At 66.9% G+C, this 25001-nt stretch carries 21 protein-coding genes; 8 read left to right on the top strand and 13 right to left on the bottom strand.

The window, feature by feature from the left end; all coding sequences use genetic code 11:
• Nucleotides 1-53: 53 nt before the first annotated feature.
• The 5 genes from F7O44_RS08575 to F7O44_RS08555 form a co-directional block, all read right to left on the bottom strand.
• Complete coding sequence (locus tag F7O44_RS08575; RefSeq protein ID WP_162449795.1) at nt 54-2057, bottom strand: family 43 glycosylhydrolase; 2004 nt, start codon at nt 2055-2057, stop codon at nt 54-56.
• Nucleotides 2054-3577 carry an arabinosylfuranosidase ArfA gene (gene arfA / locus F7O44_RS31685; protein ID WP_162449794.1) on the bottom strand — a complete coding sequence of 508 codons (1524 nt, stop codon included), beginning with the start codon at nt 3575-3577 and terminating at the stop codon, nt 2054-2056. Before arfA ends, F7O44_RS08575 begins: the two co-directional genes overlap by 4 nt.
• Nucleotides 3578-3634: 57 nt before the next feature.
• Complete coding sequence (locus F7O44_RS31680) at nt 3635-4588, bottom strand: ABC transporter permease subunit (protein ID WP_162449793.1); 954 nt, start codon at nt 4586-4588, stop codon at nt 3635-3637.
• Between the two features lie 6 nt (nt 4589-4594).
• Nucleotides 4595-5527 carry a carbohydrate ABC transporter permease gene (locus tag F7O44_RS08560; RefSeq protein ID WP_162449792.1) on the bottom strand — a complete coding sequence of 311 codons (933 nt, stop codon included), beginning with the start codon at nt 5525-5527 and terminating at the stop codon, nt 4595-4597.
• A gap of 284 nt (nt 5528-5811) precedes the next feature.
• Nucleotides 5812-7125, bottom strand: a complete 1314-nt coding sequence (locus F7O44_RS08555; protein WP_162449791.1) for an ABC transporter substrate-binding protein — start codon at nt 7123-7125, stop codon at nt 5812-5814.
• Between the two features lie 281 nt (nt 7126-7406).
• On the opposite strand from F7O44_RS08555, the gene F7O44_RS08550 reads away from it, so the two are divergent.
• Nucleotides 7407-8165, top strand: coding sequence for a FadR/GntR family transcriptional regulator (locus tag F7O44_RS08550; RefSeq protein ID WP_162449790.1), 759 nt, complete (start codon nt 7407-7409; stop codon nt 8163-8165).
• A 95-nt stretch (nt 8166-8260) separates the two neighbouring features.
• A complete protein-coding gene (locus F7O44_RS08545) occupies nt 8261-9991 on the top strand; it encodes an IlvD/Edd family dehydratase (protein WP_162449789.1) in 1731 nt (576 codons plus the stop codon).
• A 106-nt stretch (nt 9992-10097) separates the two neighbouring features.
• Here the strand turns inward: F7O44_RS08545 and F7O44_RS08540 are convergent, their stop codons facing one another.
• Nucleotides 10098-10886 (bottom strand): ABC transporter permease, encoded by a 789-nt coding sequence (locus tag F7O44_RS08540; RefSeq protein WP_162449788.1) that lies wholly within the window; start codon nt 10884-10886, stop codon nt 10098-10100.
• Complete coding sequence (locus tag F7O44_RS08535) at nt 10883-11791, bottom strand: ABC transporter ATP-binding protein (protein ID WP_162449787.1); 909 nt, start codon at nt 11789-11791, stop codon at nt 10883-10885. The genes F7O44_RS08540 and F7O44_RS08535 overlap by 4 nt, the downstream gene beginning before the upstream one ends.
• 78 nt (nt 11792-11869) lie before the next feature.
• On the opposite strand from F7O44_RS08535, the gene F7O44_RS08530 reads away from it, so the two are divergent.
• From F7O44_RS08530 to F7O44_RS08510, 5 genes are all read left to right on the top strand, one after another.
• On the top strand, nt 11870-12187 hold the full coding sequence (locus F7O44_RS08530; RefSeq protein WP_162449786.1) for a PadR family transcriptional regulator: 318 nt from the start codon (nt 11870-11872) through the stop codon (nt 12185-12187).
• 2 nt (nt 12188-12189) lie between these two features.
• Complete coding sequence (locus F7O44_RS08525; protein ID WP_162449785.1) at nt 12190-12837, top strand: HAAS signaling domain-containing protein; 648 nt, start codon at nt 12190-12192, stop codon at nt 12835-12837.
• Nucleotides 12838-12973: 136 nt separating this feature from the next.
• Entirely contained in the window at nt 12974-13465 is a 492-nt protein-coding gene (locus F7O44_RS08520) for an aminotransferase class I/II-fold pyridoxal phosphate-dependent enzyme (protein WP_162449784.1), read from the top strand.
• A gap of 117 nt (nt 13466-13582) precedes the next feature.
• On the top strand, nt 13583-13876 hold the full coding sequence (locus tag F7O44_RS08515; protein WP_162449783.1) for a hypothetical protein: 294 nt from the start codon (nt 13583-13585) through the stop codon (nt 13874-13876).
• Between the two features lie 92 nt (nt 13877-13968).
• Nucleotides 13969-14400 (top strand): VOC family protein, encoded by a 432-nt coding sequence (locus tag F7O44_RS08510; protein ID WP_162449782.1) that lies wholly within the window; start codon nt 13969-13971, stop codon nt 14398-14400.
• A 123-nt stretch (nt 14401-14523) separates the two neighbouring features.
• Here the strand turns inward: F7O44_RS08510 and F7O44_RS08505 are convergent, their stop codons facing one another.
• From F7O44_RS08505 to F7O44_RS08480, 6 genes are all read right to left on the bottom strand, one after another.
• Nucleotides 14524-15510: a chymotrypsin family serine protease gene (locus tag F7O44_RS08505; RefSeq protein ID WP_162449781.1), complete on the bottom strand. Its 987-nt coding sequence runs from the start codon at nt 15508-15510 to the stop codon at nt 14524-14526.
• 125 nt (nt 15511-15635) lie between these two features.
• Nucleotides 15636-16469 carry a methyltransferase domain-containing protein gene (locus tag F7O44_RS08500; RefSeq protein WP_162449780.1) on the bottom strand — a complete coding sequence of 278 codons (834 nt, stop codon included), beginning with the start codon at nt 16467-16469 and terminating at the stop codon, nt 15636-15638.
• A 5-nt stretch (nt 16470-16474) separates the two neighbouring features.
• Nucleotides 16475-17218 (bottom strand): class I SAM-dependent DNA methyltransferase, encoded by a 744-nt coding sequence (locus F7O44_RS08495; protein ID WP_162449779.1) that lies wholly within the window; start codon nt 17216-17218, stop codon nt 16475-16477.
• 9 nt (nt 17219-17227) lie between these two features.
• Nucleotides 17228-19429, bottom strand: coding sequence for a YcaO-like family protein (locus F7O44_RS08490; RefSeq protein WP_162449778.1), 2202 nt, complete (start codon nt 19427-19429; stop codon nt 17228-17230).
• A gap of 161 nt (nt 19430-19590) precedes the next feature.
• The gene (gene cydC / locus F7O44_RS08485) at nt 19591-21396 is read right to left on the bottom strand and encodes a thiol reductant ABC exporter subunit CydC (protein ID WP_162449777.1); all 1806 of its coding nucleotides are present in this window, start codon (nt 21394-21396) and stop codon (nt 19591-19593) included.
• Complete coding sequence (locus tag F7O44_RS08480; RefSeq protein WP_162449776.1) at nt 21393-23378, bottom strand: ABC transporter ATP-binding protein/permease; 1986 nt, start codon at nt 23376-23378, stop codon at nt 21393-21395. The genes cydC and F7O44_RS08480 overlap by 4 nt, the downstream gene beginning before the upstream one ends.
• Before the next feature lie 332 nt (nt 23379-23710).
• Here F7O44_RS08480 and F7O44_RS08475 point away from each other — a divergent pair, with 332 nt between their 5' ends.
• Nucleotides 23711-25000, top strand: a complete 1290-nt coding sequence (locus F7O44_RS08475; protein ID WP_162449775.1) for an ABC transporter substrate-binding protein — start codon at nt 23711-23713, stop codon at nt 24998-25000.
• The last annotated feature ends 1 nt before the right edge of the window (nt 25001 follow it).

The following is a 25001-nucleotide window of genomic DNA, read 5'->3' as shown; positions in this document are numbered from 1 at the left end:
CCTCCGCGAGGCGCCGCGACACGTCGGCGCCTCGCGGAGGCCTAACGAACCACTCAGTTCCTGTTCAACCCATCCTTCAGCTGCTCGATCAGCCCGTGCAGCCGGGCCGCGTCCGCACCGCTGACCAGGTGCGACGGGTGGACTGATCCGGAGACGTGAATGCGCCGCTGAGCATCCGAGAGCTGGGCGAGCGCCGCGTCGTCATCGCCCGCCTCGATCTGCGCCGCCGCTTCGGCCAGCATGTGCCGCAGTACCGCCACCCGCCGTTCCGGACTGCCGCCCGGGCCCGAGCCGACCACGCCGCCGTCGGCGACGAAGCCGTCGAAGGCGGCCAGCAGCAGATCCGCGGTCATCTCGACCCGCGACAGCTGCCACTGCTGCGGCGGCCACTTCGCGGCCTGGGTGAGGTTGCCGGCCGTGTGATCACCGTCGCGGCGGACGCCGCCCACGACGTTGGTGCCGACCACGCCGTCGCAGTTGTACGACGCGGCCGGTTCGCAGGTGTTCTCTACCTCGAGTGCCAGGTTGGCATCCTTGACGACCGGCCGGTGGAAGCCGTGTCCGGCATCGTCCAGGTACCAGTGCTGAAGATCGGCGGACGCGTCGCAACCGGTCACCACCACGTCGGTGCCGATCGCGCCGGAGTCGTCAGCCATGGTCAGGCAGATCGCCTCCCCGTCCGGCCCGCCCATATTGCGGAACCGCCAGAAGCCGTCGTCGCCCATCAGCATCTCCCACACCTGCCCGAGGGATGTGTCGCATGTCGTCTGGATCACCGACGTCTCACTCCCCTCGGCCGTCGCCGTCAGGCAGCGATCGCTCGCGACCGGATTCTGCAGGCTGTCCGGATCGGTGATGATGCCGTCCTGGTTGACCAGCCGGACGTACTCACGGTCGGCCAGATCGTAGGCGCCGCCGTCGGGCTGATTCAGGTACGGCCAACCGTCGTGCCAGCTCATCGGCCAGATCCCCAGCGTGTTCTGGGGCCGGTAGGCGTGGTAGATGAGGTGATATACGTCGTCCTCGACGAAGATGTCCGGGCCGCCCGGAGCCCGGTAGAGCCCGCTCGGTGTGACGTCCGATGCGGCCGCCCGGCTGTTCAGGATGATGCTGCCACCGCCCTCGGCGAGGTCCACACCGTTCTTGTCGACATACGGGCCGAAGATGTTCTCCGACCGGCCGATGATGATCTTGTAGGTGTTGTCGTTGCCGTTCGGGCGGCAACACCAGTCCCAGGCGGCCATCAGGTAGAAGTAGCCGTCGCGCTCGAAGATCGACGGCCCTTCGATCCGGTTGAAGTTCGCACACGCGGGCTCCGGGAACGGACACCCCGGGTCCAGGATCGGGAACGTCTCGCTGCTGCGATGCGCCACCATGTAACGCTCACCCACGAGCGAGGCCATGTCCTCACCCAGCTGCTGGATCATGATGCCGTCGAAGTGAGATCCCCAGACCAGCCACCAGTCGCCGTTCTCGTCCGGCCAGATGGCCGGGTCGATGGCGTTGTGCGTCGCGTGGTCCGGGTCGGGTTCCCCCGAGGTGACGATCGGTGCGCCGTGGTCGACGTAGCTCGACGGGTCGCCCGGGGTCCGCGTCGTCTTCAGCCCAATAGCCGAGCTGTTCGTCCCGAAGTCCGAGGTCGAATAGTAGAAGTAGAAGGTGTCGTCGATGCGCTGCACGTGCGGCGCCCACAATCCCCCGGACAGTCCTGGCAACGACGACGTCCAGTCCGCGCGGGGGACGCTGCCCAGATTCGTCCACGGGCCTTCGAGGCTGGGCGCGCTACGGATCGGGCCGTTGGTAGCCGACACGTAGTAGGTGTCGTCGTCGGCGAAGAGGGTGGGGTCGTGCAGCGAGACGGACCCGGTGAGCGGGATCTGCCCCGCTGGTGCGGCGTCCTGGTCGGTCGAGGCCTGCGCGATCGCCCGGCTGTCCGGCTCGTCGGCGACGGCCACCGGCATCAGCACGGCCAGCGGCATGACCGCTGCCAGTCCGATGCCGGCTGCTCTGATGGTCAAGGATCTTCGGGCCGTGGTGGTGTTCGCAAACGCCTTCATCGGCTTCCTTCCGCTCGGCGCAGTCTGATGACGTTCCAGCTCACCGGTGGCAACCGGACGTCGGTCCGGTCGTTCCCGGCAGGTGCGGTTCCAGCTGCCGTCCACGGCGTCACCCGGTCCGGCTGTTCGAGGGAATTCGTCGCATCGACATCGGAGTCGGCGAGAACGATGTGTTCGAGCAGGTGATAGCCGGCAAAGGCGCGGTGCCCGATCGACAGGTCGAGCGGTTCGTCGACGCGCCGGTTCACAGCGAAGACGGTGACGTCGCCGGTTTCCTCGTCGTGTGTGGCCACCGCGTGCACCGCCGGCACGTCGTCGTACACCGACGTATTCACCGTCGGCGACGCCACATCGACCCGGAGCACTCGGCCCCGCGCCAGGCTGGCCACGTGCGCGAACGGATAGAAACTCGGCTGCCGCCAGGCGGCCCCTCCCGGCTCGGTGCGGATGGGCGCGATCGCGTTCACCAGCTGGGCGAGACAGGCGATGGTCACCCGGTCGGCGTGCCGCAAGAGCGTGACCAGCAGACTGCCGACGACGACAGCGTCTGCGACGTTGTACGTGTCCTCGATCAGCCGCGGCGCCACCGGCCAGTCGTCCGGCGGTCCCTGCTCACGCCACTCGGTCTGGTCCCAGACATTCCACTCGTCGAACGAGAGGTTGATCCGCTTGCTGCTGCGGGTCTTCGCCCGTACGTGGTCGGCAGTGGCCACCACGCTGTCGATGAAGCCCTCCATGTCCACGGCGGAGGCCAGGAAGCTGGCCAGATCGCCGTCCTGCGCGTGGTAATAGGCGTGCAGCGAGATGTAGTCGACGTGGTCGTAGCACTCCTCGAGGACGGTGGCCTCCCACGCGCCGAACGTCGGCATTCCCGAGTGGGAGCTGCCGCACGCCACGAGTTCCAGATCACGGTTGATCATCCGCATCGCCCGGGCGGTCTCAGCGGCCAGCCGTCCGTACTCCGCGGCCGTCTTGTGCCCGATCTGCCACGGTCCGTCGAGCTCGTTGCCCAGGCACCACAGCCGCACATCGAATGGCTTCTCGTATCCGTGGGCCACCCGGAGATCAGACCAGTACGTCCCACCTGGGTGATTGCAGTACTCCAGCAGGTCGCAGGCTTCCTGCACACCACGGGTGCCGAGATTGAGCGCCATCATGGGCTCGACGCCGGCCTTGTGCGCCCAGTCGGCGAACTCACCCAGGCCGAACGCGTTGGTCTCCCGCGAACGCCAGGCCAGGTCGAGCCGCTCCGGACGCTCGTCACGCGGGCCGACGCCGTCCTCCCACCGATACCCGGAGACGAAGTTGCCGCCGGGATACCGGACGACGGACACCCCCAGCTCACGGGTCAGCTCGAGCACGTCGGTGCGGAAGCCGTCCGCGTCGGCGTGCTCATGGCCGGGCTCGTAGATGCCGGTGTACACGCACCGGCCGAGGTGCTCGACGAACGAGCCGAACAACCGGCGTGGAACGTCGGCCACCCGGAAATCAGGATCGAGAGTCAGCGAAGCGTCAGGCACAAGCGGGTCCTCCTGTCGGATGTGACGGTTTCTGGCCAGCTGGTTTCGTGCGCCCGGCTACTTACTCCCGGTGCCCATCTGACCCAGGCCGTTGATGAACTGTTTGCGCATCAGGAAGAAGAGGATCATGATCGGGATGACGGCGAGGACCGCCGCGGTCATGACGAGATCCCACCGCGGCCGGTGCAACCCGATCAGGGTGGTGATCCCGACAGCCAGCGGGTAGTTCTCCGACGAGCGCATCACGATCAGCGGCCACAGCAGGTCGTTCCACTGTTCCAGCGAGAAGATGATCGCCAGCGTCGCCATCGCCGGCTTCACCATCGGCACCACGATGCCAAAGAAGATCCGGTACTCCGACGCGCCGTCGACCCGGGCAGCGTCGAACACATCCTGCGGCAGCCCCAGCATGTACTGGCGCATGTAGAACAGCCCGAAGGGATGCGCCAGCATCGGCACGATGACACCCAGATGGGTATCGATCAGCCCCAGGTTGATCGTCAGCATGAACAGCGGAATCAACAGCAAGTGGAACGGCAGCATCTGCGAGGCCAGAATGCCGACAAAGATCGTGTTGCGGAACGGGAACTCGATCTTCGCCAGCGCGTATGCCGCCATCGTCACCACGACCAGCGAGCCGATCGTCGAACCCGCCGCCAGGATCACCGAGTTCATGAACCAGGTGACGACCGACGTCTCCCGGAACAGCGCGTCGAAGTTGTCCAGGGTGACCGATGCCGGGAAGAAGTTCCCCGCGTCGGCAAACACCCGGTTGGCCGGACGAAAGGCGCTGACCAGCAGCCAGTAGAACGGGATGAGGAAGGCCACGGCGATGACGCTGACCAGCGCGGTAACGATGATCTTCCGATGCCGGCCGGTGAGCCGCCGCTGTCCACCTGTGTCCGGCCGCCCGAGCCGCGGTGGCACGTCCGCCGGTCCCCGATCCATCACGGCGGTCCGTTCCTGTTGGCTCGCCGTCGTCCGCAGCTGAGACTTCTTCTCGCGGTTCACAATCGATCAGTCCTTCTTGAAGAAGCCGAAGAGCTTCAGTACGACGAGGGACAGGACAATGATCATCAACGCCAGGACGACACCAATGGCTGAGGCGTAGCCGAGCTGGAACGACGTGAACGCGGTCCGGTAGAGATGCATGACCACACTCAGCCCGCCCTGCCCGGGACCGCCGCCGGTGCCCCAGAGGATCAACGGCTCGACGAAGAGCTGGAAACCACCGAAGATCGTCAAGATGGTGACAAACAGGATGATCGGCTTCGACAACGGCACCGACAGATACCAGAATTTGCGCAACGCGCCGGCGCCGTCGACCGAGGCGGACTCGTAGAGCTCGTTCGGGATGTTCGACAACCCGGTGGTGAAGTAGATGATGTTGATGCCGGTCCATCGCCAGGTGGCCATGATGATCATCGCCGGGATCGCCAGATGCCGGGTCTCCAGCCAGCCCTGCTGCGGAAGCCCGAACAGGCCGAGGAAACTGTTCAGCAGCCCGTGCGTGGTCAGCAGGAGCGAGAAGATGACGCCGACAACCACCAGCGACGTCAGCACCGGCAGGAAGAACACCGACCGGAACATGACCGGCCGGGCCACGAGTTTCGAGCGCAGCACCGCGGCCAGCACGAACGGCAGCGGGATGAGAATCAGCAGCGTCCCCAGCGTGTACAGCGCGGTATTGCGCAACGCGAGGAAGAACGTGCTGTCGGATAGCAGGCGGCGATAGTTGTCGAAGCCGGTCCAATCACTGACCCCCACCCCCTCGATGTCCTGAAAACTCAGCACGACGGCGTAACCGACGGCCCAGACCCGGAAGATCCCGAAGAGCACCAGGAACGGCAGTAAGAAGATCGCGGCCACCACTGGTGGACGATGAAGGAACGGCCGTTTCGGGCGGCTGCGGCTGCGCCGCTCTTCCCGGCTCAGCGTGCTGGTTTCCATAGCTGCACCTCAGCAATGGTCGGTAGGCGTAGGGTCTGGCCCGCTTCGGAAAAGCGCCGATCCGGGCAACTTCGAGAGCCGGCAAGTGGAACCTCTCCATGACGTGGATGGAAATGACGAGCGGCGACCCGGCGGACCAGGGAGCCGGCAAGCGTGACCATCAGCTGGCGAGAGATGGACGATGGCGAACACCTTCCGACCGAGTCCGCGGGCCGGGAGAGATCCACTTGCAGGCTCCCCATTGAGCCTGTTCCTGAACAGGCTCTTAGAGGTCGCGCGACCTCTTAGTCGTCGATCGAGCGGACTTCCTCTGCCGCCTTCCGGAGCGCTTCGCCCGGATCCGCACCCTGTTCGATGACGTCGTAGGCGACCACGTCGCGCAGTTGCAGGATCGCCTCCGGATACCTCGGTCCCGTGTATTCGGGAGCCAGCCGGTCGAACATGCCCTCCAGGTTCGTCATTACTTGCTCGCCGCCGAACCACGGATCAGCCTCGAGCAGCGCCTCGTCCTCGTAGACGTCGTTGCGGAACGGGTCGAAGCCGAGCTCCGTCCATAGCGCTACTTGCGCGTCGTAGCTGAGCTTGGCGAACTCGAGGAACTGCTTGGCCGCGTCAAGCTTGTCGTCGTCGATCTGCTTGGTGATCGCCGTACCGGTGCCGCCACCCATGGTGCTGATGAATCCGCCGGGCTCGAACTCGGGAAGCGGGCGGATGAGGATGTGCCCCTCGGTTTCGGGCATGAAGTCCCAGAAGCGGGTGACGAACCATTGTGGCATCCACACCGAGGCATACTCACCGGCGTTCATCGCCTGGTAGAAGGCCTCGTCATGAACCTGACCGCCGGCCGACACCGTGGCGATCTCGTGCTCATGGACCATGTCGGCGATCAGCTGCAACGCGTCGATGTTCTCCTGGCTGTCGAGAATCAGCTCGTTGTTCTCGTCGTAGGTGCCGCCGCCGTTCTGCAGCATCAGCCCGATCACCGAGAACCGGTCCGTCGTCTCCACCGGCGCCATCCACGCGTCGGTGTTCGCCACCACCTGTTTACCGGCCTCGATGTAGTCGTCCCAGCTCACGATGTCGTCGACATCGACGCCGGCTTCCTCGAGGATCTCGTTGTTGTAGTACATCACCCAGGTGCCGAGGTGATAGTCGATGCCGTACTCGACGCCGTCGGCCCGGTACGGCGCGGTGCGCTCCTCCACCAGCTGGTCCCGGTGGTTGTCGACGATGTCGGTGAGCGGGTGTAGTGGCACCTCGCCGCGCAGGAACGTCGCGAAGCGCTGGATTTCGATGTCGACGATATCCGGCGCGCCGGCGCCGGTCTGCATCGCGACGAGGAGCCGGTCGTGCATCTCCTCGAAGTCGGCTACGGATGCGTCCAGGACGATGTTGTACTCGTCGTTCTGCGCGTTGAACTCGTCCGCGCGGGCCTGCATGAAGTCGGTGTGCGCGTCGACGAACGTCCAGAACTCGAGCTCGATGTCCTGGCCCTCACCGCCGCCTTGGCCGGAATCGCCGCTGGGGTTGCCGCCGTCGTCGCCACCACACGCGGTGGCGAACGCCAGACCGAGGATCAGGACCGAACTGAGCCCCAATCTCCGACCAGCTCTTGTTAACGTTAACATCCTCGACCTGCCCTCTCGCCTTCGAGATCTCCCGTGAACGTGTGGACGAAGTATGGCGTCCGAAATATCAGACGCTGTTCGTCATATCAGACAGCTGCAACGTAGCTCCGAGCGGCGGCAGCGGTCAAGGTGTCAGATGAGTTTAGTTATGAGTTGGTAATCTGGCCGCCACCTGATTCAGCGACTCTGCGGAGTATTAGGCGAAACGCCAACTTTGACTTACGCTCCTTACCACCTACTCATCTGATGAGTTGGATCAGAACGACGAAGCTGGCGGTCACACTGTCGAGACGGAGGCAGAACTGAACACGCATGAGCGAGTCGTCAGCCGGCTCGAAGAGCTGGTTTTCCGCGAACTCGAGCCCGGCTCGGAGCTGCCGTCCGAGTCCGAACTCTCCGCTGACCTGAGCGTCAGCCGGCTCACCGTCCGCGAGGCGGTGCGCTCCCTGCAAGCCCGCGGCCTGATCGAAGTGCGGCATGGAAAGCGCCCGATTGTCGCCCGGTTGTCGTCGGCGGCTGTTCAGGATTTCTTCGCCGCCAGCCTCCGGCAGGGTCCCCGCACCATGCTCGAGCTGCTCGAAGTCCGCCGCGCGCTCGAAGTTCAGATCACCGCGCTCGCCGCCGGCCGGGTCAACCGCACCGCCGCGTCCGCCATGAGCCAGGCGCTCGATGACATGCGCGCCAACACCGGCGATCCAGACGCGTTCGACCTCGCCGACGTCCGCTTCCACGAGGCCCTGGCTGCCGCCAGCGGGAACCAGATCATGACGTTCCTGATCGAGGCGATGGCCCATCCCATGCGAGCCAGCAGGATGCAGAGCCGCCGCGGGCACGTCGCCCGCAACCGGCCGCTCGTGCAGGTCATCGATGAGCACACGCGGATCTACGACCTCGTCATCAGCGGCGACGCCACGGGCGCCGCCGCGGCGATGCGCGACCACCTGGACCAGACCGAACACTCGCTGTGGACGGCGATCGACCTGCCGCCCGACGACGACGCCACCCCCTGACTTGCGTCCTGCAGACCGTGGCCTGGGACGCACGCCTTGCAGGACGCAAGACGTCACCCGCCGCCGCGATCCGAACCGACCCACAAGGAGGCCCCATGGGAACCACGAAGAACACCGAGTTGCGCAGCACGGGCTGGTTCGGCCAAGAGGGAAAGCTCGGGTTCATCCACCGGTCCTGGCTGAAGAACCAGGGCACCCCGCATGAGATGTTCGACGGCCGGCCGGTGATCGGCATCGCCAACTCCTGGTCGGACCTCACACCGTGCAACGCACACCTGCGCCGTGTCGCCGAACACGTCAAACGGGGCGTCTACCGGGCCGGCGGCTATCCGCTGGAGTTCCCCACCATGTCGCTCGGCGAGACCATCATGCGCCCGTCGACCATGCTGTTCCGCAACCTCATGAGCATGGACGTCGAAGAGACCCTGCGGGCTAATCCGATCGACGGTGTGGTCCTGCTGGCGGGCTGCGACAAGACCACTCCGGCGCAGCTCATGGGTGCCGCGAGTGTCGACCTCCCCACGATCATGGTCACTGGCGGGCCGATGCTGTCCGGGCGCTGGCAGGGCAAGGCCATCGGCTCGGGCACCGACGTGTGGCGGTTCAGCGAAGAGGTCCGCGCCGGCAAGATGAGCGGCACCGACTTCACCGCCGCCGAAGCGTGTATGTCCCGCAGCCAGGGCCACTGCATGACCATGGGCACCGCCTCCACCATGGCCTGCATCACCGAGGCGCTCGGGCTGGCCCCCAGTGGCAGCGCCGCGATCCCCGCTACCGACGCGCGTCGTTTCACCGTCGCCGAGCACGCGGGCCAGCAGATCGTCGACCTCGTCCGGGACGATCTCCGCTTCTCGCAGATCGCCACTCGTGCGGCGTTCGAGAACGCGATCCGCGCCAACGCAGCCATCGGCGGATCGACCAACGCGGTGCTTCATCTGCTGGCCCTGGCCGGACGGCTGGAGGTGCCGCTCGAACTCGAGGACTTCGACCGTCTCGCGCGCGACGTGCCGACGCTGGTCAACCTGATGCCCAGCGGCCAGTACCTGATGGAGGACTTCTACTACGCCGGCGGCCTGCCCGCCGTCATGCGCCAGATCGATCATCTTCTCAATCAGGACGTCATCACCGTCGACCAGCACAGTCTGGCCGAGAACCTCGCTCGCGCCGAGCACTGGAACGCCGACGTCATCCGGCCGGCCACCGACCCTCTCCTCCCCGCCGGTACCGGCACCGCGGTACTGCGCGGCAACCTCTGCCCGAGTGGTGCCGTGGTCAAACAGTCCGCCGCGTCCCCCGACCTGATGCGGCATCGCGGACGCGCACTCGTCTTCGACTCCATCGAGGAGTACGACGAGGCGGTGGACGATCCATCGCTGGAGGTCGACGCGTCGACGGTGCTCGTCGTCCGCTACGCCGGTCCGAGCGGATATCCGGGCATGCCCGAGATCGGGAACCTGGCGCTGCCGCGCAAGCTGCTCGAGCAGGGCGTCACCGACATGGTGCGGATCTCCGACGCCCGCATGAGCGGCACGTCATACGGCACCGTCATTCTGCATGCGGCGCCCGAGGCAGCCGTCGGTGGCCCGATCTCGCTGGTGCGCACCGGGGATTGGATCGAACTCGACGTCCCAGCCCGCACCCTCACCCTCGACGTCGACGAGGCTGAGCTAGACCGGCGCCGGGCCGCCTGGTCGCCACCACGGCCCGCCGCTGAGCGCGGTTACGTCCGGATGTACATCGACCACGTCCAGCAGGCCGACCGCGGCTGCGACCTCGACTTCCTGCTCGGCGGCAGCGGCGCCCCCGTGCCCCGCCGCCCCTTCTGACACGCCCACCCGAATGATCATGTTTGGTGGGTTTCCTCGTGCGTCACCATGCCTACCGGCCTGTCGACGCACGAGGAAACCCACCAAACATGATCATCTAGGCGGCTCAGTCCGGGACGTCGCGGCGCTGGAAGATGATCAGAGCGACGACGACAGTGGCCGCCACCCACCCGACGGCGCCGAGCAGCGCGGCCGCCCGGCTCACCGCCTCCGTGCCGCCCTGCGCCAGCGCCTGGAACAGCTGACCCGGCAGCCAGCGGGTGACGTCCTCGGCGGCGACCGTCAGCAGGATCTCGAACGGCAGCGCGTACGCGACGCCCACTCCGATCGTCGCCGGAGCCGAACGCAACACCACCGCGAGCAGGACGCCGAGGCACGCCCATCCCCAGGTCGCCACGATGATGTTGCCGACTCCACCCGCCGTGGCCAGCAGGCCGCTGGCAGACCACCAGTCGACGGCGCCGACATCATCGGGGACCAGCACGGGCGCGACTGCGATACCCACAGCCGACGCTGCGACCACGGCCGCAGCCAGGAAACCCAGGATCGCGGCCAGCTTGCCGAGAAAGAGCCGGGCCCGATGTGGTTGGCGCACCAGCATGTTCCGGATGGTGCCTTGGCCGTACTCGGTACCGATGTTGACCGCGACGAGCGTCAGGGCCACCACCCCGATGAACGTGATCGAGTTGCCGAGACTGCGGGCCAGCCCGTCGGCTTCGGCCAGTTGGTCAGCTGACAGCACCACGCCCGCCGGGCCACGGTCACTCGCCTCGTCGCCCGCGCCGCTGACGGAGATCACCATGGCGATGACCATGAAGGCGGCCATTCCGGCCAGGCCGATCCAGTAGGCCGGCTGCCGGAGCTTGACCAGCTCGCTGCGCAACGACGCGATCATGCTCCTCCCTCCCCTTCGGTCAGATCGAAGAAAATCTCTTCCAGGGTCGGCGGCCGGGTATGTAGCTCGGCCAACGTGATCCCGTGCTGGTGTGCGAGGCGATTGAGCGTGCCCGCCGCGTCGGCCGGCGCGCTGATGATCACCTGGTTGTCCTCGGCCCGGACCGTCCAGCCATGCCGCTCGATGATGCCGGCGAGGGCCCCGACGTCGCCTGCTTCCTCCGGACGCGCCGTGGTCTGGGCGGATTGACCGGCCAGTAGGTCGGTGAGCGCACCCTGGTATACGAGCTCCCCGGTGCGCAGCAGCACAACCCGGTCGCTGACTTGTTCAAGCTCGGACAGCTGATGGCTGGAGACGAACACGGTGATGTCCTGGTCGGCGAGGGCCCGCAGCAGTTTCCGGATCTCCCGGATACCGGCGGGGTCCAGACCGTTCGCGGGCTCGTCGAGAATCAGCAGCTCAGGGTTGGGCAACATGGCCGCGGCGATCGCCAGCCGTTGGCGCATTCCCATCGAGTAGGTGGCCACGGGGTCGTCGGCGCGCCCACGTAGCCCAGTGGCGTCCAGCACGTATTCGATCCGGTCCACCGTCTCCGCGAGCCGGGCCAGCACCAGCAAGTTTTTCCGCGCACTCAAAGCCGGGTAGAACGCCGGGCCGTCCACCAGCGAGCCGACGCGCTGCAGGTACGCCGCAGCTGAGGTCAACGGCTCGCCCAGCACCCAGGCCGCGCCCGATGTGGGCCGGATCAGGCCTAACAGCATACGGATCGTGGTGGTCTTCCCGGCGCCGTTGGGTCCGACGAAGCCGGTGACCTGCCCGGTGGGGACGGCCATGTCCAAGTGGTTCACCGCCACCAGGGCACCATGGCGCTTGGTCAGCCGTTCGGTGACGATCGCCTCCGGCATTCAGCGCTCCTTCCTATAAGTAGCATTCCTATATATAGCTTCGCTACCTTAGCGGTTCGGACTGTAGGATTGCTACCTATGAAGTCCGCGCTGCTGAAGGGTCATCTCGACGCCATGCTGCTGGCCACGCTCGAGCCGGGACCGCTGCACGGTTACGGAGTGGTCGAGGAGCTTCGAGCCCGCAGCGAAGGCACACTCGACCTGCCGTCGGGCACCATCTACCCCGCCCTGCACCGGCTGGAGCGCTCCGGGCTCATCCACGGCGACTGGTCGGTGCACAACGGCCGCCGGCGCCGCACTTACACGATCACCACAGCCGGACGCGCCGCGTTGGCTGCCCAGCGAACGGAGTGGCGCGGTTTCGCGAATGTCGTCGAGCGAGTCATCGGGGCCTAGCGATGAGCCATAGCGACGCCGTCGAGACCTACGTCGCCCAGGTCGAGGCCCGGCTGCCGGACGCACCTGGCGCCCGTGCGGACATCATCGACGAACTCCGCGACGGGCTGCTCGAGATGCTCGAACACCACGAGGCTTCCACCCGCGACGAGACCATGTGCGCAATCGTCCAAGAATTCGGCGATCCTCGCGAATTCGGAACGGCGCTCGCCAAGGAGCTGCGCCCACGATTGGCCCGCCGCAAGGCGTTTCTGGTGTTTCTGCTACTGGGCGCTGGTGGACTCTGCTGGCAGCTCTACGATGTCCTGTTCGGAGTGCCCGATACGATCATCGCCGACGGCCGGATGGGAACCGCCTTCTCTGCCAGCATCGATCTGCTGCAGGTCTCGGCAACCATCGCTCAGGTGACTGCACTGCTCCTGATGATCGCTAGCTCATTTCCCGCTGGCCGGGGGTGCACGGCAGCCGCGCGGCGCTGGCTGGCAAGGCTGATGCTGGCCGCGCTGGTCACCTTCGCCGCCGCGGCCCTGTTATCCGTGGTGACTGCCGCGCCGGGGCATTGGGCGCATCTCGGGCTGGGCGGAGCCGCCGCGATCATCGTGGTGCTCGCCACCAGGTTTGCCCGTCAGTCCGTACGGTTCAGCACCTAATCCCTATGATCATGAACACTTCGTGACCATATCGGTCAACTAATGTTCATGATCATAGGAAAGGGGCTCGCGAGCATGTATGTACCTCGCCGGTTGAGTAGCCCTGCCGGTCCGGCATCCGGCCGCGCTGCCCGGCATGGCCGAGCGCACCGTCACCCTTGGCTCGGTCTCGAAAGAGTTCCGCATGATCGGCTGGCGGATCGGGTGGGCCGTGGGGCCGACGGATATCAGCGCTCGCATCGTCTGGACGCATACGTACAACGTCGTCACGCCACCCGGGCTGACACAGTCCGGTGCCGAAGCAGCGCTTCGTGCCGGGGACGGCGCAGGCGTGGCCGAGACCACGGCCGAGTTGCAGCGGCGCCGCGACGAAGTGGTGCATCAGCTCAGTCACCTCCCTCTCGTCATCCCTGAAGGCGGGTGGTCGCTCCTGGTCGACGCCGACGCCATGGGCACGACGGCCGGTGCGCTATCGGAGGCTCTGCTCACACACGGCAAGGTGGCGGCCACGGCCATGCAGGGCTGGGGCGACGTCGTCGCACCCAGGTACGTGCGGCTGGTATTCGCCCGCGAGCCGGTCGCGCGCCTCGCCGAGCTACGGCACCGGTTCGGCGCCGCGGGCTTCTGATCGGGTGCTCCCGGGCGGCCTGGGCCCTTGGACCCTACCGGCTCGCCGCTGCCGAGATTCACTATGGAACCCATGCCAGCACCAGCGTGTGCTCGGCCTCGAGCCTCAGGGGGAGCCATGTGGACCGCCGTAATCGGGCAGCGATTCCGCGTGTGTGTGCCGCTGGCCGACGACGGGTTTCCGGCCGACGCAGAAATCAACCGTGCGTTGGGGCGTCCAGAATGCGCTCTGGTGAACGACATATGGGTACTCCACCAAAGAAGCGCCGTTGTGTACCAGACCGGCCTGCTGACCTCGGGAGGCGAGCCAGCCGCTCTAGTCGGACTCCGTTTGCCCACTGACAACGGTTCTCTTCACATCCAGCTCCTGCCCACGAGCTGGCTCAAGGCTGACCCCGGCCAGGGCCGGTGATCGAATCAGGAACCACCGCCACCGCTGGTAGGAAAGACCGTGCCGGAAAAACCAGTTCCGGCGCAAGACCACATCCATCAAACTGTGATGTCATGACTCTCCATATCCAGTGTCTGTGCATCGACTCCCACGACCCTGACCGCGCGGCCCGCTTCTGGGAAGAAGCGCTCGGCTGGCGCCGAACCTACAACTCCGACGACGAGGTCGCACTCGAACCACCCGCCGGAAGCCGCGAAGACTCCGTCGTGCCCGACCTGCTATTTCTCCGCGTGCCGGAATCGAAGAGCGTCAAGAACCGCCTGCATCTCGATCTGCGTCCGGAGGACCAGAACGCCGAGGTCGAGCGGCTCATCGGGCTCGGAGCCTCCCGCGTCGACGTCGGCCAGACATCGAAGGACTCGTGGGTGGTACTCGCCGATCCCGAAGGCAACGAGTTCTGCGTCCTGGCGCCGCTCTCCCCCGAGAATCGCGCGGAATGGCTTGCCGCCTACGAGGCATACCAGCCGGCCGGCGAGCGGCACTGAGCACCGCCACCCACCGAAGGCCGGCACACTCGCTGGTGAGGTCGGTGCCGTAGATGCCAACAGTTGGCGTTTCCGTCACCCACTTCATGAACGTGCAAGACCTTGTTCCTCAGCGCTGGATAACTACAGGGGCCGGCGGTCGCGGGAGTCATCCACCGATCCGGCGAGGCGGACGCCGAGTGCATCCAGAACGGCACCGATGGGATTGCAATACGTCAGCCCAAAACCGCCCGGGCCGCCCTGCTCGCTGCCCGCGAAAAGCAAACCGAGCGCGTCGAGCTGTGCGGGCTGATAGACAAGCGAGCCGCTGTCGCCGCCGGCCGAGAACGGCCCGGAGGCGTCACCGGCCACCTCGATCTGGCCGTGGAATTCGAGCGGCCCGTCGGGGAATTGGATCACCAGTCCGTCCACCTCGAACGCGCTCACCCGTCCTGCGGTCCGGCCAGTGGTGCGGCCCACCTTCTCGACCTCACTGCTCGCGACGATGTCGCTCCAGGTGATGATCGCTCCGGACGGATACACGTCGTCGATCTCGACGCCGTCGTCCAGCCGGGCGGTGGCCGCATCGACGACGTTGCTCGCGTCCCGTTGCAAGGGCGCGATTCGGTCCAGCACACCCACGCGGTCGGCGGGGTCGGTGCCGTCGTCGGCCGGACCCGGTTGGAGGACGACGTCGCCGGCCAGGCCGTGATCGGAGTTCGCCAGCACGTGATTGTTGGAGAGCACCTGGATCCGGTCGTCGTCGGGATCGTCACGGGGGACGACGAACGCACCCAGCGTTCCGGCCGTGACGTCGTGGTGAGCGATCGATACACCGGGACGTAGCGGACGAGCCCGCTTCTGCAGGTCGTCCGCATTCCACGACAAGGAGTAGATCCCACCTACGTAGCGCACATCGCATGCGCCACCAGCCAACTCACGAGCCCGGTCGAGGAAAGGCCGGACCGCGGCGGACTCCGCCGAGTGTCGCACCGCGAGGCCATACTCGTCGCCGCCGAGCGGGCAGATCCCGACCGCGACAGCCACCGGGCGGACGTCAGCCGGCACGAGCTCCGTGCGGGCCTCGACGAGCAACTGATCCTTGAGCACACGGGCGTCGTCGATTCGCATGTGCGACAGCGTACGCGGGGCGACGAACGACCGGCGCCGGAGTGATCATTGTCCCGTTTCAAGTGTTGTCACGCCGAAAAATTGACAATGCCTGCGTCGACAATGACCGCGGCCCACTCGGCGACTCACTTCACGGCGACGAACCCTTCGAAGCACAGGTGCTTCAGGACGCTGGCGACGCTCGGGAAGCCGGCCGCGCGCAGCATGGCCAGATTGTCCTCGACGGTGATCGGTTGGAGCACGCCGAGCAAGCTCTCCTTCTTGTTGAGGATCTCTTCGGGGCTGAGTCCCGCCCGCCGCTTCCAGCGATAGTGCAATGTCGTCACTACGTCTTCCAGCCGGGCGTCGGCGGCCAGCACCTTGTCGAACACGAAGAGCGCGCCGCCGGGCCGTAGTGCCTCGTATACCCGCCGCACCACGTCACGGCGGCGGTCCAGCGGCACGAAGTGCAGGGTCAGGTACGCCACCACGAAGTCGCAGCGCTCGAACGACATAGTCGTGACGTCGCCCTGGAACACATCGACATTGCTGAGCCCCGCACAGTGCTCGCGGGCGGCGATCGTCATACCGGCCTCGAGATCAAGTCCGATCCACCGGGTGGCGGCGTTGGAAGGGCCGTGGGTGGCCAGCCGGCGGAGGAGCTCACCGGTAGACGACCCGAGTTCATAGGCGAGGCCCCGCCCGTTCCGGCCCACGAAACACGTCGACAGGTCACACACGAGATCATGGCCGACGTCGTATAGCGGCACCGAACGACGTGCGTGGTCGACGAACACCCGCGGCACGTCGCCGGAGAAGTCCCACGATCCGGTGTCAGCACGTAGCCCGTCACCGACTCCGGCCGCACCGGCACCATTGGCGGCAGCAACATCGGTGGCGGCACCAATGGAGACCGGCACAGCACCGGCCTTTGCCACTTCGGTGGCGGGCAAGTCGGTGGCGGGCAAGCTGGTGGTCATGGGCCTCACGTCCGTTCGTAGACAGAGACGTGCAAGGTGGACTGCGCGGTGAACGGACGCTGATCCCAGCCGCCCCAGCGGTCTCGCAGCCGCATGCCCGCTATCCGTGCCATGAGATCGAGCTCCGCCGGCCAGGCATATCGGGAGGCCGCCGGGCGCAACCGGGCCGTCCCATCACCGTTGATGGTGAAGTGACACATACGCATCTGCTGGCTGACGTGGTCCGCGGTCGAGACGAACATGGTCAGTGAGTCGGCGCCGACACTCGTCGTCCAGCACCGCCCGTTCTCCAGCGCACCGCTCTGGGGAGACATCACCTCGATCGCGAAAACCCCTCCGGGCACCAGGTGCGCGGCTGCGTTCTCGAAACACCGCACCTGCTCCTCCTGGGAGGTGAGAGCGAACAATGCGTGGCTTGAGATGAACGCCAGCCCGTATTCGCCCGGCACCGTGACAGTGGCGAAGTCGCCTTCGACGACATCGATCTCCTGGCCGAGTGGCTTGGCTTTCAGCTGCTCGATCATCCACGGTGAGTTATCCACGCCGCTGACCGTCAGCCCTTTCTCGACCAGCGGTAGTGCAAGCCGGCCGGTACCGATGCCGAGTTCGAGCACAGGGCGTCCGTCAGCGAGATCAGCCAGGGTCCGCACAGCGTCGTGGGTATCGGGCCGGGTACCGAATTCCTGGTCCCAGATCGCGGCCCATTCCGGGCCATAGCTGGCGGCGTTCAGCGTATTCGCGTCGGTCATTGTCTCCTCCTAGGCGTGTGGCAGTGGGAACTGGTTGAGTTCGTGCTCCGGCATCGGCTCGTCTCGCCACCCGAGATCCACCGGGGCGTCCTGCAAGCGGCGGTGGCCGGTGAACGGGAAGGCCGCGGGGAAGTTGGACACCAGCCCGGGAACGACGACACGCACCACCCGTAGCCCGCTGGCTGCGACGTCGGGGGTGGTGAGGTCGACGACGAGAATCTCGTAGCCGGCCCGTTCCACCAGGTGCTGATAGGTGCCGAGACTACGATCGGGCAGGGAGTGCACCGCGTCCAACGGCCGCCGGGGCCCAGCCAGCGTCCATGGCCGGACCGTCTCCCGGGCGCGAGGATCGAGATGCAACTGCATCTGACATTCGAGATCGCCGACGTCGCGGAAGTCCGGCCGGAAATCATCGAGGTAGGCGCGGTCGGCCCGCCAGGGCTTCATGAAGCCCTGGCGTTTCATCCCGCCTCGGACCGCCTTCCAGAAGCGTCCGTCGGGCTCTTGCAGATCGCGGGCGATCTCCTGCAAGGTCAACGCCTCGGCCCAGGCTTTGAGAGCGGCCTGTTCGGGATTGTCGCGCGCACCGAAGCCGATGGCGAGGATCTCGTCCTGTTCGTTGTCGACGACGCCCGCGATCACCGGGACACCGAACTCGTTGTCCAGCGACACCAGCCACGCCCGCTGCCCGTGCGCCGCCGGCGCTCCGTCGAAGAGAGCGGCGAGCCTGCGTGGCGGTTCCAGGACGGGCAGCGGCTCCCGGTTCGCCCACCAGATCATCGTGATGTCGCGTTCGATGATCTCTTCGAGGCCGGAGCGGACCGCGTCGTCGTAACTCGCGCCGCCGGCCAGCCCGGCATACATCGGGTAGTTCGTCTTCGGTGCGTCAGCGTACGGTCCGACGTACCAGTTGACATAGACCAGGCTGGCCGGCACCCACGTCGCCCGTCCAGTGGTGAGCGACGATCCTCGCACCCAGTGAACCCGCAAGTCCGGGCCGAACGGCACGAACGGAAACCCTGGCGCGTTGTACAGGTCGGCCGAATACAGCACCAGCTTCGCGGGGTCCAGGGCGTGCTCGCCGGAGCTGGTCAGTTCGTCGTACGACGCCAGTCGCAGCCGGTCCGGCCGGACCCAGTTTCCGCAGTACCGCTCCACGCTCTCCCCGATGGCCGCCGCCTCGGCCGCCGCCGCGTCACCGAAGAGGCTGCCGCCGCAGACGACGTTCGGCGCCCACGGATACACGCGGCCCATGTCGGCGACGTCCGCCTGCACCGTCGCCAGTTCCTTCGGGATCGACGGGTGGTGGGTGATCCGCCGCACGGATGTCACGATGCCCAGGCGGTCGTCGCGCAGCAGATCCACGCCGCTCACGAGGTGGTTCACCGACACGTCGGCAGGATCGAACTCGGCGTCGGGCGGTGGAAGCACCGGGTGCGGCCGGATGATCGGCCCGGCGGGATCGGCCTCGATCTCGTTGCCCACCAGCGACGACGCTCCACCGGTCAGCCAGCGCCGGACTTCGGCCAGGAACAGTGCGACCAGCCACGACAGGCTCGCCTCGTCCGGCGGGCGCAAAGCCCCGTTCAACGGCGGCTGCAGCAGGGCCGCGGCGAGGTCGGCCCGCTGGGCCGCGCACCGGCGGCGCATCAGCAGGTCACGGTAGGTGGCGCCGTGCCCCGGTTGAATGGCCGGGCCCAGCCACGCCCTGCCCCTGTCCAGGTGGAAGGGCGCCCAGCGCGCGCCGGAAGCCGCGCACAACTCGTCGACCGCGACCAACAGTTCCGGATCGAAACGATCGCGCATCAGCAGTAGCTCGCCGTCGCCGGCGGCGTCGATCACGGCGTTCAGCTCGGCGCCGGCGGCGGGCAACGGCTGAACCGTGGCGTTCGGTGCGAGCCGCTCGACGACGGCGAAGAGCGTCGAGTCGGCCAGCACCACTGGCTCGGTTCGCCTCGAGTCTTCCAGCGCCGGACGTTCCAGCGCTCCGGCTTCACGCAGCACGGCCGCGAGCTCCGGCCAGGGCGGTTGGTCGAGGTTCGCGGCCAGCGCATCCAGATCCGCAAGCAGTTGATCCGGCTGCCGGTCCAGCTCGAACAGCCGGCCGGACGAGGTCACCAGCAGCGACCGGGCCTCGCCCAGCGGACGGACGTCGACGTCCATGGCTGTCCGGACGCCGTCCTTCGCGGTGTTCTCGGCGTACAGTGTCATGACCCGGTCCCTTCACATGATTCAGTGGTAGGTGGTGGGGCCCGTGAGGCCGGGTTCGGGCCGGCCTCACGGGTGTGCACCAGAATCAGCTCCAGTGGAAGCTGGCCGCGGTCACGGCGTGGTTGTGCGGCGCGATGGTTTCTTCCCGCGCTTCGTTGACCTCACGAATCATGGCTCATCACCTCCTTGTCCTGATCTGGTACGTGAGACACACGGGTGTGTGCCCCGGCTTGGTGGGCGACGAGCCGGCTGTAGGCACCACCGGCGGCGAGCAACTGGGTGTGGGTGCCCGATTCGGCGACCCTGCCTCGCTCCAGCACGACGAGCCGATCGGCGCTGCGGATCGTCGACATCCGGTGCGCGACGAGCACCGTCGTACGCCCAGCGCGGACGCGCGACATCGCGAGCCGCAGTGCGCGCTCGCTCTCTCCGTCGAGATTGGATACCGGCTCGTCCATGACGAGGATCGGGGCGTCACGCAGGAGGGCGCGAGCGATCGCGATACGTTGCCGCTGCCCTCCGGAAAGCCGGCCGCCCCACTCCCCCACCATCGTGTCGTAGCCTTCCGGCAGTTCGTCGACGATGAACTCGTGCGCGTGCGCGGCGCGGGCCGCGTTCTCGATCTCGGCACGGCTGGCACCAGGCCGGGCAAGCGCGATGTTGTCCGCGACGCTGCAGGTCAGCAGGTGAACATCCTGAGGCACGAAGGAGACTAGGCGACGGAGCGTGTGCTGCGGCAGCTCGCGCACGTCGATGCCGGCGATGCACACCGAACCGTTCGTCACGTCCCAGAACCGCACTAGTAGGTGCGCCAGCGTGGACTTTCCAGCCCCGGAGTGGCCGACAAGCGCGACTGTCTCACCTGGCGCGACGTCGAACGTGACGTCGTTGACCGCGAGCGGCAGGTCGGGAGCGTAACGGAAGGAAACCTGCCGGAAAGCTAGCCCCGTCGCGGTGCCGTCCAGCGCGGGCGCGGGCAGCTCTCGCGTGCCTTCGTCCGGTACCGTCGCGGGCGCGTCGATGACCGAGAAGACGCGCGCGCTAGCCGCTGTGACGATCCCGAGCTCGCGGCCGGCATCGCCCAGCTTGCCAACCGGAGCCAGCGCCGCACCAGCCAGCACAACAGCGGTCGGGTACAGCGCGGCTGCCATCGAGCCGGCTGTGACCAGGGCTGCCGCCGTGCCCAGAGTGATGATCACGCCAAGCGCGATCAGTCCGTCAGCTGCCGCCCGTTCGGCACCGGTGCGGCTCCCGTGAGCGAGCTGGGCCTTGTGCAGATCGCGGGTTCGTTCGTCGAGCTGGTCGAGGAAGTCCTGCTGGGCGTTGAACGCGACGATCTCGCGCAGCCCTTGGACGCCGTCCACAGCCTCGGCATTGACCACGCCGAGTGTGGTGCGCAGCGCCCGGCCCTGTCGCTCGGCCCGCCGGCGCAGCCAGGCCGGTACCGACGCCACGAGCACCGCGATCGGCAACAGCGCCAGCGCCAGGCCCGGATGAATGAACCACAGCGCCGCCAGCGAGCCCGTGGGGACAACCACCGCCACCACCAGCGGGCTCAGCGTGTGCGCGAAGAACACCTCAAGGCGTTCGACGTCGTCCATCGCCGTCGAGACGAGATCACCGGAGCGCTGCCCCCGCTGGGCCGACGGCGCCTGTCGCTCGAAGCCGAGATACAGCTCTTCGCGGATATCCACCAGTACCCGGAACGCCATGTCGTGCGCGAGGTACGATTCGAGCCAGCCCATGGCGGCCCTCGGCAGCACCAGCATCGCCAGCGCGATCAGTCCAGGGCGCAGCTCCGAAACCGGCGTCCCGGTGATGGCCGCGCCTACCAGCCACGCCCCGACGGCCGCGCTGGCGACGGCCAGTGCTTGGTCGACGACGCCGCTGCCGACGGCGCCGAGCAGATGCCGGCGATAGCCCCGCACGATCCGGAACAACGGACGCAGCGATACGGCGAGGCTCATCGCGCGATCCCCTCGCTCTCGTCGTTGCGTCGAGACGGAGCGTCGTCACCAAAGTGAGCGTCGTCGTCGGATGGATCGTCGGTTCCTTGGGCCGCGACCAGCCGGGCGTAGGCCGCGGAACTCTCGAGCAGTTCCTGGTGCGTGCCGGTGGCCGCGAGGCGACCGCGCTCCAGCAACACGATCCGGTCCGCGGCCCGCACGGAGGACAGCCGGTGCGCGATCACCAGAGTGGTGCGCCCGGCGCTCAGCCGGTCAAGCGCTTGCTGTATCTCGGCCTCATTGGCAGCGTCGATGCTGGAAGTGGCCTCGTCGAGCACCAGGATCGGCGCATCCTTCAGCAGCGCCCGGGCGATGGCGATACGTTGTCGCTCGCCACCCGAGAGCGTCAGCCCGCGTTCCCCCACGAGGGTTTCGTATCCGTGCGGCAGCCGGCTGATGAACTCGTACGCGCCGGCGGACCGGGCCGCGTCGTCGATCTGCTCATCGCTGACGTGCGGGGCGCCGAGCGCCAGGTTGGCCCGGACAGTGCCGTGGAAGAGGTACGTGCTCTGGGATACAAGCGCGATGCGTTGTCGTAGGTCTGCCAACGGCAGTGTGCTGAGGTCGGCGTCGCCGAGGCAGATCCGCCCTGTTTGGGGGTCGAAGAACCGAAGCAGCAGCGCGACCACGGTGCTCTTGCCCGCGCCGGATCGGCCGACGAGGGCGACGGTCTCGCCCGCGTCGATCCGCAGTGAGACGTTGGTCAGGACCGCGGGCTTCGATGGCCGGTAGGCGAACGTGACGTCGTCGAACGTGATCGCGCCGCTGCCGGCAGACACGCCATTCTCGGCCGGATCGGTGACCACCGGCTCGGACTCCAGGAGCCGGAACACCCCCCGGGCGGCGGATATCGCCGGATAGGCGGAGTGATATGCCTTCTGCAGATCTTCCAGCGGCCGGAATGCTTCACGAGCCAGTAGCAGGACCAGCAGCAGCTGAAAGGCGGTCAAGGCGCCGGTGGACAGGCGGACTGCCCCCAACCCGACGGCCAGCGCCACACCACCCGCGGACAGCAGGCCCATAGCACCGGTTCGCAGGTTGGCGACGCTGACGAACCGGATCGACGCGCGGTAGAAGTCCCAGGACCGCTCGGACAACTGCCGGCCGCGCCGCCCACTGGCGTCGAAGACTTTCAGCGTCGTCATTCCCTGCAGCGCGTCCAGATACTCTCCGCCGAGCTGCCGCCAGGAGTCCCAGAACCAAGCTGAGCGCTCGGCCTGCAATCGGCGCGCGATCAGCGGCGTCGCGGAGATGGCGACCGCCGCGCCGGCGAGAACCGCCCCGATCATCGGGTCGACGACGGCCATGCCGGCCAGGATCGCCGCCGAACCCACCACGGCGGCGATCAGCTGGACGAGGAACTTGCTGAAGTACGTTTCCAGCTTTTCAACGCCGTCCACCACTGTCGCCTGCACTGTCCCGGTGCGCACGCCCGTGGTGTAGCCGGGCCCAAGGACGAACAGTTGCTCATAGAGCCGCCGCCGGAGGCGCGCCTTGATGGCGACACCGGTGGAGACGGCGACGAGCTCACCGGCCCACAACAGCACTGTCCGGACCGCGAGCAGGAGGAGAGTTCCGAGCAGCAGTGGGACGATCTCCTGCCACTCGGCGCCGTCGAAGATCCGCACCAGGGCCGAAGCGATCAGCACCCCCTGAGCGACATACGTGGCCGTGATGGTCAGCGACACCAGCACACCCAGAGCCATCCAGCGGCGCGCTCCGGCCGACAGGCGCAGGAGCCGGGCACCGACCGGCATCACGCCGGGCCGCTTCGTCCGTTCATCCTCGGATGATGCGGCTCCAGAGGTCCCGAGCGAGCCAGATTTCTTGCTTCGCTGCTGGTCAGCGACTTCCTGCTCGGCCGCGCCGTGGTAGCTGCCAGCCGCCGCGGCGGCCTCCGCTGAAGCACCGCCGGTACGCCGCTTATTGATAATCGCTCTCATTAGTTACCAAGTAGAGCCCACCTGCCGCGAATGCGCAACCCCCATTCGCCTTCCCCCATCTCGGTGATCGACAGTGCGCCGTGGTCGTTACGAGGTGATCGAGAGTGGGCCGTGGTCGCGGCCTCACAACCACAACCCACTGACGATCACCGGATAGGGGGCGGAGCGCCAGGGCCCATAGATCCGGCGGGGTCCACGGATCCGCCCGGGCCCACGGATCCGCCAGATGAGGCGTCGTTGCCAAGACCGCCGGTTCCGGCTAACCTCCACACAAATGAAAATGGGACTAATTCTCATATAACCTGCACTAGAAGGACGATCGAGGGGCACTTGTGCGAAACCTGCAGCGAAACGCCTGTGCAAGCGCGGCGGCGCTCTGCGTACTGATCGTGACCGCATGCGGCGGCGACGACACCGCGGAGGACTCTGCCGCAGATCCCACGACCCACCCGGACGGTGATGTCGCGGCCGTCGGCCTCGGCAGCGACGGCTGCGTCGAAGAGTTCCAGGAAGGAGTCGACTACTTCCCCGACAAGGTCGAGGCGGTCTACGCCCAGGGGTGGAATGTCCGGTACGAAGACTCCTACAAGGTACTCAGCACCCGGGTGGACGCGGCCGGAGGGCACGCCGCGGCCGGCAGCCGGGAGGTCGAGAACACCTATGTGCTGGTTCCGTGCGGCGTGCCAGAGCCTGAGCTCGAGGGCGACCTCGCCGACGCAACCGTCCTGGAGATCCCCACCGCCACCTTCGTGGACGGCGGCAGCGTCCTGTACGCGGCCGTCGAACGGCTGGGCGTCGCTGACGCGCTGGTCGGCCAGGCGGAAGTGTTCTTCGGCGAGGTAGAGGCCCCGTACCTGCCCGACATCGCCGCTCGCGTCGACAGCGGCGCCGTCGCCGAGATCGGCTACGAGGTGAACTACGAGGCTCTCGCCGAATCCGACCCGGATTTCTACACGAACTACGCCGGCGACGACGCCATGTTCGGCCAGATCGCCGAGCTCGGCATCCCCGTCGTCTTCTACTTCCCCTACACGGAGTCGCCGCTGGGTGCAGCTGAACAAATCAAGTTCCTGTCGCTGTTCTTCAACCTCGAAGCCGAGGCAAATGCCGAGTTCGAGGCCATCGAGCAGCGCTACCTAGAGCTGCGAGAGCTCGTGGACAACCATGTCGCCACGATCGACGATCCGCCGACCATGCTGCTCGGTGTCACCGGCGACGGCAGCGACGTGACCACGCGCGAAAACCAGCGGTTCGAACCGCAGCTGGTCCGCGAAGCAGGCGGCGTGCCGATCCCAGACATCGACGGCGGCGGGATCGCGACCATCTCGCTCGAGCGATTCATCGACGAGGGCGCCTCCGCCGACGCCTGGCTCGACCTCACCTTCTTCCCGTCGCACGAAACGCAGCAGGACTACCGCGACGCTGAACCACAGCTGGCCGGCCTGCGTCCGCTCAACGAGGGCAGCACCTACCACCGCATGGGCAAGCGGGGCGTCGACTACTTCCTCAACGGCTCGCTGGACGTTGACCTCATGCTCGCCGACGCCGTCAGCATCCTGCATCCCGACCTGCTCCCCGAGCATGAGCTCGAGTTCATCGGCCCCGTGGCCAGCAGCGACTGAT

The organism is Phytoactinopolyspora mesophila (genome assembly GCF_010122465.1).
In the GTDB taxonomy this organism is placed as follows: Bacteria; Actinomycetota; Actinomycetes; order Jiangellales; family Jiangellaceae; genus Phytoactinopolyspora; species Phytoactinopolyspora mesophila.
This window is presented reverse-complemented; position numbering and strand designations above follow the sequence as displayed.